Origin of the sequence: Mycoplasmopsis gallinacea (assembly GCF_012220205.1) — a bacterium.
Taxonomy (GTDB): Bacteria; Bacillota_I; Bacilli_A; order Mycoplasmatales; family Metamycoplasmataceae; genus Mycoplasmopsis; species Mycoplasmopsis gallinacea_A.
The window spans coordinates 339,974-352,953 of record NZ_CP047225.1; the positions used below are offsets into that span (position 1 = coordinate 339,974).

The following is a 12,980-nucleotide window of genomic DNA, read 5'->3' on the forward strand; positions in this document are numbered from 1 at the left end:
CTTTTTTTATAAAAAAGTACATAAAAATGTAAAATTTAAGTGATATGGGATTTTTTAAGAATTTAATTAACAAAGTATTTAATAAAAACAAAGAACAAGACGCTCAAGAATTAGAGAAAAAACTAGAAGAAAAAAAGCGGGAAGAAATCGTTAATAGTAGCAAATTTCAAAAGTATGAAACGGGGTTAAACAATAGTTCTAACTTTGGAAAAAGACTTTTAGAGTTGCAAAACAGACACACAAAAATTGATGAGGAATTCTTTGAAGAACTTGAAGAACTTCTTATTATGTCCGACATTAACTCTTCACTTGTTTATACAATAGTTGAAAAAATTAAAAGAGAAGTAAAGACTAACCAAATTGATGATCCAAAATTAATTGGTGAAATTGTTGCTGATCAAATGTTTGTTATTTATGCTAATAACTCAGTAGTTGATACAACTTTAAATTATGAAGATGGTAGATTAAATGTCTTTGTAGTTGTTGGGGTTAATGGTTCAGGAAAAACAACTTCGATTGCTAAATTAGCCTATAGATATGCTCAGCAAGGTAAAAAAGTCTTAATTGCCGCTGCTGATACATTTAGAGCTGGAGCTGTAAATCAGCTTAATGAATGAGCAAACAGAATTGGAGTTGATATTGTACGCCCGGATAAAGAAGGTGCTGATCCTTCATCTGTAGTTTATAAAGCTATGGATAAGGCAACAAGCGAAAATTATGACCTTTTAATTATTGATACAGCAGGTAGATTACAAAACAAAGTCAACTTAATGAATGAGCTGCAAAAAATGATTTCAGTAATGAACAAATTTGTTGAAAATGCTCCACATGAATCAATTTTAGTTTTAGATGGAACTACAGGCCAAAATGGTCTTTCACAAGCTGCAGCATTTAAAGAAGTTGCTAATTTGACAGGAATTATTCTGACAAAAATGGACGGAACATCAAAGGGTGGAATTGTCCTTTCAATTAAAGATGAATACAATTTGGATGTTAAATTTTTAGGTCTAGGTGAAAAATTAGATGATTTACAAGAATTTGATTTAGAGCTATTTATTTACCAAATGACTAAGGATTTAATTGATGCAAAATAAAAAATCATTAGAAAATTTACATAGATATTCAGTGCTATTTGAAAAATACAAAAACTTTCTTACTCAAAACCAAAGACAAGTTTTTGAACTCTATTTTTACAACGATTTATCTTACGCTGAAGTGGCTGAAATCTTAGCAACAACAAGAACAAATGCTTATGATACAGTCAAAAAAGCAATTGCGAAATTAGAAAAATTAGATGAGAAAATGACAAATTAGCATTGCAAAAAACTTTTATATTGGAGGCGCAAATGCACAACATTTTATCTTTTAAAACTAAATTAAAAAAACTTTGGACAAGTTCATTTTATGTTTGACTAGCTGGTCAAATTTTAGGAACAATAATTGGGATTATAAGTGTTGCACTTATAATTGCATATATTTATAATTCATCTAAGGATGGAGGAACATTTCAATCACATTCTACAAATGGTTTTTGATATTTACTATTTGCTAAATTTTTAGGATTAGGTATTTTTACTGTTGTAACACTTTTACCTATTGCTATTGCATCTGTAGTATTAACAATTTTATATATTATTTCATTAATGAAATTCTCAAACCCAGAACCAAATGATATGGGTAATTTCATGATAACAGAATTAAGAAAAAAAGCAAAAACTACAGCAATATTATTTATCATAAGTTTATCTATTTGAGCTTTTAATCTTATTGTGATGTTTATACCATTTATAAATGGTATCATTGGATTTTCAGCTATTGCAATTTTCGCGCTTCATATTGTAGGGTTTGTTTTTGGATACAGCATTAATAAAAAATTAAGTAATATGGATAAATACCAAATGTTTAATCAACAAACAACAACAAACTAATTTTCGAACTTAAAATATGTTAAAAAACTTCCCTATTAACAAGGGAGGTTTTTCTTAACTGGAAAAGTTTTTTGTATGCTAATTTTCACTATATCAGTATAATTAATCTATTATTATCTAAATGTAATAGAAAGAAGAAAAATGGAAAAAAATTTATCTTTACAACAAAAACTCAAGAAGAGATGATTAGGTTCATTTATTTCTTGACTTTGCACTCAAATAATTGTGTCAATAGCCATAATATTTATTATCTATTGAATTTATGACTCAATTACATCCCAAACATCTGATAGTTTAAATAGCATTATTTCAGGTTCAAGCCAAAATGAAAGCGGCTCACAAGCATCTGATGTTTTTAAATTAGTTATAGCTATTTTGCTATCTTTATTAGCTTTTACAAGTATAATTTGTTACATTGTTTTTACGATTTTATACATTATTCCGTTATTTCAATTTAGTCTCTCTAAAGAACATTTAACCCAGAATCCTTTATTAATTGATATAAAAAAGAGAGCTAAAAACATTGCTATATTATTAATTATTAGTATGTCACTTATCGCATTCACTTTTGTTATTTATTGAATTCCTTTTATTAATTACAATTCAGGAGCAATGGCGATGCCTATGCTTGTACTTAATGTTACAGCGTATAGATTAGGAAGTAAAATTAACAATGAATTAATACAATTAGAACAACGACAAATGATCCACTCAAGTCCGCAAAGATTTTAATTTTCTATCTTATAACCAAAATTCACATAAAAATGATTTTAGTATAATTAAAATATTAATTCAAAAAAGGAGAAAAAATGCAAGAAAGTATTCGCGAATTCCAACCGAATTTGAAAAAAGCATACAAAAAAGCTTTAATCTTTTGAATTATTAGCGTTTCACTTGGTTTTTCAATTCACATAATGATAGGAATTTTTGCAGCATTAGTAGAAAAACCAGAAGAATATTGATATTTAATATTAATTGGTATTCTTTTCTTTTTAGTAAGAATGGCCTTTTTAGTAGTATTTTTAACTTTTGGAATTATTTATGCCGTGAAATTAGGAAAATTTGGTTTTCAAAAAACGCCTTATATTGATAATCCACAAATCCAAAACGACGCAAAAGTGGCCACAATTTTGTTGGGTATTGGTATGGGTAAAAACGTCTTAAATATAATACCTTTTCTCGGAATTTTCACATCAATAATCTCACTAGTTCTTATGATAGTAGGGTTTTACTTTGGTAATAAAGTCAATGAAGCTCTTGATAAAGCGGTAAATCCTCGAAGATATTAGGAATTAAAAAATCAGCAAGATAATAATTAAAACTTGCTGATTTTTTAATTCTGAATTATTTATGCATAACGTTGTCTATAAACAATAAATAAGCATTATATAGGGATGAATGACATAAAGCGTTTTGCAAAATATCTTTCAATTTTTGTAAGGGTACTCACTCGTTTTTACTAATTTGTTCGAAGTATGAACCATCGTTTTGGGGTTCAGTTTGAACAACTTCACTTGTTTTTTCAAAAACAAAAGTATAAACTACTTCATTGCTTTGTGTAGTTGCAATATATTTTCCGCTTGCTCTAAGATGTGAGCTTCCTAAATATATTCCACCTTCTTCAAAAGTTTCTCTAAGAGCAGTTTCTAAAGGAGCATCACCTTCTTCAATTGTACCGGTGATACATGAAGGATATAGAAAGTCTTCAGGTTTTTCTTCTAAGACTAAATTAGGAAGAAGTTGCTTTCTAATTAGAAAGTAAAAATCATTATTTTCTTTTTTGAATACTAATGAAGCAATGCTATTAATCCCTTTGCGCTGAGCATACACAAATCCTTTGCAAGTTTGGTGTAAAGAAAGTCACTCATTTTGGTAAAGCACTTTATATTCTTGAATGTGTTTAGCTTTTTTCATAAATTAAAAAAAGAATTTGTATCAACAAATTCTAGATTGATTGTAATTCTTTTTTAAGTTCTTTATAAACGTCTGAAATGCTTTCGCCATTAATTGATTGTTTGATAACTCTACCTAAGAAATCACCCAAGCTTACCACTTGAAGTTTTGAGTATTTTTTCACAAGCTCTGTGTTGTCAATACTATCTGTGATGATAACTTTGTCAACATTTGGGTTGTTTTCAAAAACGTCAAATCCTTTGGTGAAAATTCCATGGGTTGCACAAATAATGATTTTTTTAGCACCTTCTTTTTTAAGTGTATCAGCAGCTTTTAAAATTGTTCCACCAGTGTCAATAATATCATCAATAATAACTGCATTTTGGTTGTTAATATCCCCAATAAGTCCCATAACTTCAGTTTGGTTAACACCAGTTCTACGTTTGTCAATGATACAAATTTTAACTGTATCAGCAATTAATTCAGCTAATTTTCTAGCTCTAACAGTTCCGCCATGATCTGGAGAAACTACTGTGAAAGTTTCGTGTGTTTCTTTTAACACTTTTGCAAGTGGATATTGGCCTTTTAAATCATCGACTGGGATGTTAAAGAAACCTTGAATTGAAGGGTTGTGTAAGTCAACACAAATAACTTTTGTAGCACCTGCTGTTTGGAGAAGATCAGCAACTAATTTAGCTCCAATTGGTTGTCTACCGCTTGCTTTACGGTCTTGACGAGCATATCCATAGTAACTTAAACATACTGTAATGCTTCTTGCGCTTGCTCTTTTAAGTGAGTCGATAAAAAGCAATAATTCCATAATGTTGTCATTTACTGGTCTAGATGTACTTGCTACAATGAAAACATCATGATCCCTAACGGTTTTATCAGCAACAAGCATAAATTCACCATCTGCATAAACTGTTTTTTCCACTTTTGAAAGAGGTATTCCAACAATTTCAGAAACTTTTTCTGCAAGTTTTTCAGTGTTGTTCATACCAAATAAAATTGTATTTGATTTGTTCATTATGATCCTTTGAAAATTTTTTACATCTATATTTTATATGTTATTTTTAAAATATAAATACTAAAAATGAAAAAGTGAAAAAATATTTTATAAAAAATAGTGGAATTAATTACATAATTTATATTCTTTTAACCTTTTTAGTTAAAAAACAACACTAAAAAGTTAAATAATTTAAATATAAAGAAAGAATTAAGGTTCTTTCAAATTTTTAATAAATACAAACAATAAATAGAGGTTTTATGAAAGATAAAAAATTTTTCGATTCTAAAGAATATTTAAACAAGATTCATGCCTGATGACGTGCTGCAAACTATTTATCAGCTGGACAAATTTATTTAAGAAACAACCCGCTTTTACATGAAGAATTAAAAGCAGATGATATTAAAATTTACCCAATTGGACACTGAGGAACAATTCCTGGTCAAAACTTAATTTATGCACACTTAAACCGTGTTATTAATAAATATGACTTAGAAATGTTCTACATTGAAGGTCCTGGACATGGTGGACAAGTTATGATTTCAAACTCATATCTTGATGGAAGCTACACAGAACTTTTCCCAGAAATTACTCAAGATGTTGAAGGAATGACAAGAATGTTCAAAAGATTCTCATTCCCAGGGGGAACAGCTTCACATGCTGCACCTGAAACACCAGGAAGTATCCATGAAGGTGGAGAACTTGGATATGCACTTTCACACGCAACAGGAGCTATTTTAGATAACCCACAAATTATTGCTGCAACAGTAATTGGTGATGGTGAAGCTGAAACAGGTCCATTAGCAGCTGGATGATTCTCAAATTCATTTATTAACCCAGTAACAGATGGTGCTGTTTTGCCAATTTTACACATTAACGGTGGTAAAATTTCTAACCCTACACTTTTAGCTCGTAAAACAGATGAAGAAATTAAAAATATGCTTAACGGATTCGGATGAGACGCTATTTTTGTAGAAGGTGACGTATTTAATCCTGAAGCAATTCATGAACCAATGGCTAAAGCATTCGATGAAGCAATTGAGAAAATTTTAAAAATTCAAGCAGAAGCTCGTCAAAAAAGTGCTGATGAAGCAAAAAGAGGAATTTGACCTGTTCTTGTTGTTAGAACTCCAAAAGGATGATCTGCTCCTCACTCATTTAAAGGGGAAGTAATTGAGGGAAGTTTCAGAGCTCACCAAGTTCCGCTTCCAGTTAGTGCTGAAAACTTAACATACAAAGACGAACTTGAAAAATGACTTAGATCATACAAACCAGAAGAGTTATTTAACAAAGATGGAAGCTTCAAAGCAGAATATGCTGAAATTGCTCCTAAAGGAAACAAAAGAATGGGAATGCACCCAATTACAAATGGTGGTGTAGATCCTAAAGTTCTTGAATTATCACCATGAGAGAAATTTGCTTTAAAATTTGATAAACCAGGTGAAATTAAAGATCAAGATATGGTTAATGCTGGAAAATACTTTGCTGATATGATTGTGAAAAACCCACACAACTTCCGTGCATTTGGACCAGATGAAACTAAATCAAACCGTGTGTTTGAAGTGTTAAAAGTCACAAAAAGACAATGACTTGAAAGAGTTGATGCTGAGTTAGATGAAGCAATTGGACCAAGTGGTAGATTAATTGATTCACAATTATCAGAACACCAAGCAGAAGGATTCTTAGAAGGATATGTATTAACAGGAAGACATGGATACTTTGCTTCATATGAATCATTCTTAAGAGTTGTTGACTCAATGCTTACACAACACATGAAATGAGTTGCTAAAGCACAAAAAGTTAACTGAAGAAATGATTACCCTTCACTTAACGTAATTGCTACTTCAACAGCATTCCAACAAGACCACAACGGCTATACACACCAAGATCCAGGTATTTTAGGACACCTTGCTGATAAAAAACCTGAACTTATTCGTGAATACCTTCCAGCTGATTCAAATACTCTTTTAGCTGTATTAGAAAAAGCATTTAAAGAAAGAAATGTAATTAACTTAATCGTTGCTTCAAAACAACCTAGAGAACAATTCTACAACGTAGAAGAAGCTAAAGAATTAGTTGAAAAAGGACTTAAAGTTATTGACTGAGCATCAACAGTTAAAGATGGTGAAGAACCAGATGTTGTGCTTGTAGCAAGTGGTACAGAACCAAACCTTGAAATGCTTGCAGCAATTTCATACCTTAACAAAGAATATCCATCACTTAAAATTAGATTTGTAAACGTTGTTGATTTATTAAGACTTCGTCACCCAAGCATCGACCCACGTGGACTTAGTGATGAAGAATTTGACGCAATCTTCACAAAAGATAAACCAGTTGTATTTGCATTCCACGGATACGAAGGGTTAATTAGAGATATCTTCTTTAATAGACATAACCACAACTTAAAAGTTCATGGATATCGTGAAAAAGGAGATATTACAACTTCATTTGACATTCGTTTAATGAGTGATATGGACAGATTCCACATCTCAGAAACTGTAGCTAAAGCCGTTTATAAAGATAATGATTCTGAATTTGTAAAACAAATGCAAAATAAAGTCAAAGAACACAAAGCTTACATTAAACAATATGGTATCGATATGGATGAAGTTAGATACTGAAAATGAGAAGGTGTTAAAAAATAATATTTAACTTCAAAACCTTGCCTTATTAGGCGGGGTTTTTCTTTTACTTGCTTTCCGAGCTAGGGCAATCAAAAATCACTAATATCCCTAAAATTAAGCGATATTAGTGATTTAATGTTTCCAATTTATACACATAAAAAACGCAAATCTATAAAAGATTTGCGCCATTTTGCATTATCATTGTGAAATTGGTAATCCGTATTCGTCTCTTTGAGCACCACAAATTGCTAAAATAAGGTCGATAATATATCAAATACCAAATGTAACTACACAAAAAATTAATTTACAAATTCCTAAACCAATTCTTCCAGCATAAAATCTATCTACTCCTAAACCACCTAAGAAAAAGCTTAAAAGTACTAAAGTAGTTCTGTTTTTTCTACTTACTTGTGGGAACCCACCGAATCCCATGTTCATATTGTTATTCATGTTATTGTTCATGTTGAAATTTCCGTTTCCAAAATTGTTTCCATTTCCGAAGTTATCTCCGTTATTCATATTCTCTCCTTTTTTTGTTTTTTTATTAATTGCTAGTATTATATATTATTTTTATAATTCTTAAATTTAGGGTTATTAAGCAATTTTTGTGGTTATTTACTTCTTTCTAATTTATCAAGCAATTTATTAATGTATAAGCCAACTGCAGCATCTTTGTAATGATGTTCAAAAATTTCATCAGCAATTTCTTTGTATCTTTTTACTGAGTTTCCTAAAGCAACAGCTTTACCAATTTTTCCTTGTGTTGTAGCGTCGTTACCTGAATCACCAATGTGAATTGCATTTTGTGGATCAATTCCTAAAAAGTTGCAATAGAACACTTCTGCATCACCTTTTGTAGCTTCTGGCGCTGTAATTTCTAAAGCGTGGTCTTTATGTCCGCTAAGAGCAACGTTAAGCTTCCCTTCAAATTTCTTGCTTAATTCTTTTCATAAACGATGCACTTTCTTTCTTGATGGCGATCACACAAGAACTTTAAAAACATCTAAATCATTTTTAAAAGCACTTAATGGTTTACCTGTAAATTTAGTAAAAATCATAATTGCTTTCATAAAAATATTTCTTACATAAGCGTGATTTACAGGGTCTGAATTTAAAATAAAACTTGCTTTAGCTTTATCCAATTCATTAAAAAGATCTTGCATAACTGATTTTTCAATTGAAAAGTTTTTAATTGATTTATTGTGGTGAATAATTTGAGCTCCATTTCAAGCAATATAATTTAAATCACCAATTTTTGAAACGATGTATTCAGTTTCGTGATTAATTCCTCTACCTGTAGATACAACTACTTTTATACCTACTTTTTTAGCTCTTTCAATTGCTTCTAAGTTTTCTTTACTTGGAACTTTTGTGTAATTATCTTTTGAATCAAGTAAAGTCGCATCTAAGTCGACAAAAATTATTTCTGGTTTCTTCATAATCTTAATTATATAGAGAATTTAGATAATAAAAAATGCAAAAGGTCGTTTATAGACCTTCTGCAAGATTAATCTTCTTCGTTTCGAGTAACCACAGCATTGAATTGTAATGACCTAGGACAAATAAATGCCTTTAAGGTTTCATTATATTGAAGATATAGTACGTTTTTAGAATATTCTCGAATGTAAGGTTTTTCGTTTAGAAATTCTAGCTTCAAAATTGGGATATTAGTCACTTCTCTTTTTGATTCTTCCAAATCGCTATTAACAACTGGCGTGATTTCAACTTGGTGACTAAGCAAAATATTTTTGGTAAGCAGTTCTTTTTCACGTGGATTAAAAAAACCATTAACAAATTTGTAAACAACATCTAATTGAGTTTGAATTTCGCTTTCAGAAACTCCATCAAAGACCTTATTTTCCTTAATGAAACTAACAAAATCATTATCAAAATTTTCTCTTTGAAAGAAATTTTTTTGCTTAGTTTTTCATATTCTTAAAAACTGATCAATGATGAATATTTCTCCTACTAAACCAATAATATAAATATGCTCATCATTGCAATAATTACATAATGTATAAACTCTTGCTCCCATATGTATGTATTATATATTGTTTTATGAATTATAATTTAGACATATGCAAAGATATGAACAAGAGTATTGAGATAAAAATTTAAGCATTATTGGCCTTGATGAAGTGGGTCGGGGGTGTGTTGCTGGCCCAATGGTAGTAGCTGGAGTAATTTTCCCAATTAACTACGAAAATAGCAAAATTAAAGATTCCAAAAAGCTTACTGCAAAACAAAGAGAAGAACTTTTTGAAATAATTAAAAAAGATGCACTTGAAGTAGTTTATGCATTTATGAGTGAAGAAGAAATTTTTAATTTAAACCCTAAAAAAGCATCAAAAACAGGAATGGAAAGATGTTTAGAGCTTATCAAAACTAAAATCGACTTAGTTATAACTGATTTTGAGAAAATTGAGACTAAAATAGAGCAAATTAATTTAGTTAAAGGTGATCAAAAAAGCATTAGCATTGCCGCAGCAAGCATTGTAGCTAAAGTTGTTCGTGATCAATATATGGACAATCTTAGTTCAAAGCACCCTGAATTTGGTTGGGATAGAAACAAAGGATATCTAACCAAGGAACATTTAAAGGCTATTTTTGTATACGGAATCACTGATTTTCATAGAAAGAATTTTGAACCCATAAAAAGCATTTTAAGCACAAAAAACAATGGTATAAATTAATTTTTAACTAATTTTAGCGATTATTATATGTGGTAAAATTAGTATTATGATAAAAGTCAATAACTTAACATTTAGATACCGTCCAGATGATTTAAAACCTGCACTTAATAACGTTAGTTTTGAGATCAAAAGAGGCGAATATGTAGCAATTTTAGGACATAATGGATCAGGGAAAAGTACCTTATCTAAAATACTTGTAGCATTACTTAAACCGCAAAAAGGAACCATCGAAATTGATGGTATTTTATACTCTAAAGAAAACCTTAGAAAAATCAGACAAAAAATTGGAATTATCTTTCAAAACCCTGATAACCAATTTGTGGGTTCAAGTGTCGAAGATGATATTGCTTTTGGACTTGAAAATAAGAATATGCCACAAAACGAGATGAAAAAGCGAGTGTTAGAGTATGCTAAAAGAGTTGATATGCAAAAACACTTAGAAAAAGAGCCTGAAAATCTTAGTGGTGGTCAAAAACAAAGAGTTGCTATCGCTTCTGTGCTTGCTTTAGACCCTGAAGTTGTTATCTTCGATGAAGTTACTTCAATGCTTGACCCTAAAGGTAAAAGTAGAATTATTGAAATTATCAAAGAAATTCAAGCTGATGAAAATAAGACTTTAATTTCAATTACACATGATATGGATGAAGCGATTTTAGCTGATAAATGTTTAGTTTTCGCTGGTGGAGAGCTTGTTGCAGCTGGATCACCAAAAGAAATTCTTAACAATAAAGAAATCATTGATATTGCTAAAATAGACTCGCCTTTTTACTACAGAATTAGTGAAAAACTAAATGGAATTGAACCTACATATAACGAGGAGGAGTTGATTAACGAATTATGCAAATAAAAATTAAAAATCTTAGTCATATTTTCTCCCGTAAAACACCATGAGAATTTCAAGCTCTAAATAATGTAAATTTTGAAGTTAAGCAAGGTGAATATGTTGGAGTTATTGGACAAACAGGAAGTGGTAAAACCACTTTTATTGAACATTTAAATGGTCTTTTATTGCCTACAAAAGGTGAAATTACCTGAATTTACGATACAGACATTTATAATAAAAAAATTAAGCAAAATGAAGTTAATACTTTAGAAGTTTATTGTTCAAATCCTAAAATGAAAAACTCAGTTCGTTTTAGATACAACCAATATGATGAGAACAAAAAACTTATTCGCCAGAACAAACGTTTCAGAAAAATCAAAACGCTCCGTAAAAATGTAGGAATTGTTTTCCAATTTGCTGAATATCAACTTTTTAAAGCAACAATTGAAGAAGATATCATCTTTGGACCTGTTTCATTAGGAGTTCCTATAGAAGAAGCTAAAAAAAGAGCTGAAAAATACATTCAACTTGTAGGGCTTCCTACCAGTTATTTAAAAAGAAGTCCATTTGACCTAAGTGGTGGGCAAAAAAGAAGGGTTGCTCTTGCGGGGATTTTAGCAATGGAGCCTAATTGTTTAGTAGTTGACGAACCTACAGCTGGACTTGATCCTGTTGGAGTTAAAGAAATTTTGGATATCATTACTGATTTAAATGAAAACCACAATGTTACCATTATTAATGTAACACATGATCTTGATAATATTTTAGCTAGAAGCAAGAGAGTTATCATTTTTAAAGATGGACAAATTGTGCGTGATGGTAAACCCTATGAAATTCTTAATGATGTGGAGTTTCTTAAAGAAAATAACTTACAACCCCCAAAATTGCTTGAATTTGTAAATAAACTAAGAAATAAAGGAATTAACGTTCCACAAGTAACAACAGAAGAAGAATTAATTACTTTCCTTAATGATTATTTAAAAAGTAAAGGAGTTAACTAATGAAAAGTGTATTTGGTAGATACATCCCTGGTGATAACTCTTTTATGTATCGTCTTGATCCAAGGATTAAAATTTTAATTGCCATTTTCTATATCGTTTTTGTTTTCATTTCACAGTATTTCATTGATATGGTGATTTTATTGGCACCATTAATTATTGTTTATTTATTTACAATTAAGAAAGTTAGACCACTTATTTCAATGCTAAAATTTCCAATTTTTGTATCGTTAGTGATCCTTTTAGTTAACATTTATTCACTTACTAATTATCAAGTTGGAATTAAAGGATATTATCCAGCTTCATTTATTAAGTTCTTCCAAGGTTCTGAACAAAAAATTAATATTGATAGTGCAACATTTATGATTAATGGAGTTTTAACTACTTTAAAACGTGGTAGCACATATCGTGTTGAATATGGAATTTCAATGCTTACTTTAAATAAAACATTATCTCTTTTCTTAAGAGTTTATACAATGATTTTATCAACTACAATTTTAACTAATACAACAAGACCAATTTTACTTACTAAAGCACTTGAAGATTTAATGTGACCGCTTAAATTCTTATTTGTACCAGTGCACATTATTGCGATGATTATTTCAATTGCACTTCGTTTTATTCCAACACTTTTAGATGAAGCGCAAAGAATTATGAAAGCTCAATCATCTAGGGGAGTTGATTTCAAAAATGGTAATATTAAAGAAAAAGTAGTAGCTTTTACCACCTTAATTATTCCGCTTTTCATTTCATCATTTGCTAAAGCGGAAGATTTATCAAATGCAATGGAAACTAGAGGGTATGATCCATACGAAAAAAGAACTAAATATAGACAATTAAAACTTAAATGACTTGATCTTTTTGTAGTCTTATTTATCCTTTCATTAATGGCCTTTTTAATTGTTAATATTATAAATCCAGGTCTAAACGGCGGATACCTTCCTTCTTGATACACCCTTTTAAAAGTTGTATAAAAAAACTCGCAATCGCGAGTTTTGCTCGATTGTAATTTGCA

General features: G+C 30.1%; 15 protein-coding genes. 10 read left to right on the plus strand and 5 right to left on the minus strand.

All coding sequences use genetic code 4. The annotated features are described in order from the left end of the window. Positions 1-44: 44 nt before the first annotated feature. The 5 genes from ftsY to GOQ20_RS01295 all read left to right on the plus strand — a co-directional run bounded on the left by ftsY (position 45) and on the right by GOQ20_RS01295 (position 3,217). On the plus strand, positions 45-1,094 hold the full coding sequence (gene ftsY / locus GOQ20_RS01275; RefSeq protein ID WP_167845100.1) for a signal recognition particle-docking protein FtsY: 1,050 nt from the start codon (positions 45-47) through the stop codon (positions 1,092-1,094). After that, on the plus strand, positions 1,084-1,314 hold the full coding sequence (locus GOQ20_RS01280) for a sigma factor-like helix-turn-helix DNA-binding protein (RefSeq protein WP_167845101.1): 231 nt from the start codon (positions 1,084-1,086) through the stop codon (positions 1,312-1,314). Before ftsY ends, GOQ20_RS01280 begins: the two co-directional genes overlap by 11 nt. A 32-nt stretch (positions 1,315-1,346) precedes the next feature. After that, the gene (locus GOQ20_RS01285) at positions 1,347-1,928 is read left to right on the plus strand and encodes a hypothetical protein (RefSeq protein ID WP_167845102.1); all 582 of its coding nucleotides are present in this window, start codon (positions 1,347-1,349) and stop codon (positions 1,926-1,928) included. A 141-nt stretch (positions 1,929-2,069) separates the two neighbouring features. Beyond that, positions 2,070-2,660, plus strand: a complete 591-nt coding sequence (locus GOQ20_RS01290) for a hypothetical protein (protein ID WP_167845103.1) — start codon at positions 2,070-2,072, stop codon at positions 2,658-2,660. Positions 2,661-2,737: 77 nt separating this feature from the next. Then, a complete protein-coding gene (locus GOQ20_RS01295) occupies positions 2,738-3,217 on the plus strand; it encodes a hypothetical protein (protein WP_167845104.1) in 480 nt (159 codons plus the stop codon). Between the two features lie 55 nt (positions 3,218-3,272). Here GOQ20_RS01295 and GOQ20_RS01300 read toward each other — a convergent pair whose 3' ends face one another. Together GOQ20_RS01300 and GOQ20_RS01305 are read right to left on the minus strand one after the other, a co-directional pair. Next, a complete protein-coding gene (locus tag GOQ20_RS01300) occupies positions 3,273-3,842 on the minus strand; it encodes an NUDIX hydrolase (RefSeq protein ID WP_233091233.1) in 570 nt (189 codons plus the stop codon). A gap of 31 nt (positions 3,843-3,873) precedes the next feature. Further along, positions 3,874-4,848, minus strand: coding sequence for a ribose-phosphate pyrophosphokinase (locus GOQ20_RS01305; RefSeq protein WP_167845105.1), 975 nt, complete (start codon positions 4,846-4,848; stop codon positions 3,874-3,876). A 239-nt stretch (positions 4,849-5,087) separates the two neighbouring features. Between GOQ20_RS01305 and GOQ20_RS01310 the strand changes: the two genes are divergently transcribed. Next, complete coding sequence (locus GOQ20_RS01310; protein WP_167845106.1) at positions 5,088-7,472, plus strand: phosphoketolase family protein; 2,385 nt, start codon at positions 5,088-5,090, stop codon at positions 7,470-7,472. Between the two features lie 174 nt (positions 7,473-7,646). Here the strand turns inward: GOQ20_RS01310 and GOQ20_RS01315 are convergent, their stop codons facing one another. The 3 genes from GOQ20_RS01315 to GOQ20_RS01325 all read right to left on the minus strand — a co-directional run bounded on the left by GOQ20_RS01315 (position 7,647) and on the right by GOQ20_RS01325 (position 9,486). Further along, positions 7,647-7,970 (minus strand): TM2 domain-containing protein, encoded by a 324-nt coding sequence (locus tag GOQ20_RS01315; RefSeq protein ID WP_233091234.1) that lies wholly within the window; start codon positions 7,968-7,970, stop codon positions 7,647-7,649. Positions 7,971-8,062: 92 nt separating this feature from the next. After that, complete coding sequence (locus GOQ20_RS01320) at positions 8,063-8,890, minus strand: HAD family hydrolase (protein ID WP_167845107.1); 828 nt, start codon at positions 8,888-8,890, stop codon at positions 8,063-8,065. A 68-nt stretch (positions 8,891-8,958) separates the two neighbouring features. Further along, positions 8,959-9,486, minus strand: a complete 528-nt coding sequence (locus GOQ20_RS01325; protein WP_167845108.1) for a hypothetical protein — start codon at positions 9,484-9,486, stop codon at positions 8,959-8,961. A 43-nt stretch (positions 9,487-9,529) separates the two neighbouring features. Between GOQ20_RS01325 and GOQ20_RS01330 the strand changes: the two genes are divergently transcribed. Genes GOQ20_RS01330 through GOQ20_RS01345 form a run of 4 tightly spaced genes read left to right on the plus strand, consistent with a single transcriptional unit; the run spans position 9,530 to position 12,939 of the window. Further along, positions 9,530-10,144, plus strand: a complete 615-nt coding sequence (locus GOQ20_RS01330) for a ribonuclease HII (protein WP_167845109.1) — start codon at positions 9,530-9,532, stop codon at positions 10,142-10,144. 46 nt (positions 10,145-10,190) lie between these two features. Beyond that, positions 10,191-10,991, plus strand: coding sequence for an energy-coupling factor transporter ATPase (locus GOQ20_RS01335; RefSeq protein WP_167845110.1), 801 nt, complete (start codon positions 10,191-10,193; stop codon positions 10,989-10,991). Beyond that, a complete protein-coding gene (locus GOQ20_RS01340) occupies positions 10,982-11,968 on the plus strand; it encodes an energy-coupling factor transporter ATPase (protein ID WP_167845111.1) in 987 nt (328 codons plus the stop codon). The genes GOQ20_RS01335 and GOQ20_RS01340 overlap by 10 nt, the downstream gene beginning before the upstream one ends. Beyond that, complete coding sequence (locus tag GOQ20_RS01345) at positions 11,968-12,939, plus strand: energy-coupling factor transporter transmembrane component T family protein (RefSeq protein WP_167845112.1); 972 nt, start codon at positions 11,968-11,970, stop codon at positions 12,937-12,939. Before GOQ20_RS01340 ends, GOQ20_RS01345 begins: the two co-directional genes overlap by 1 nt. Positions 12,940-12,980 lie beyond the last annotated feature (41 nt).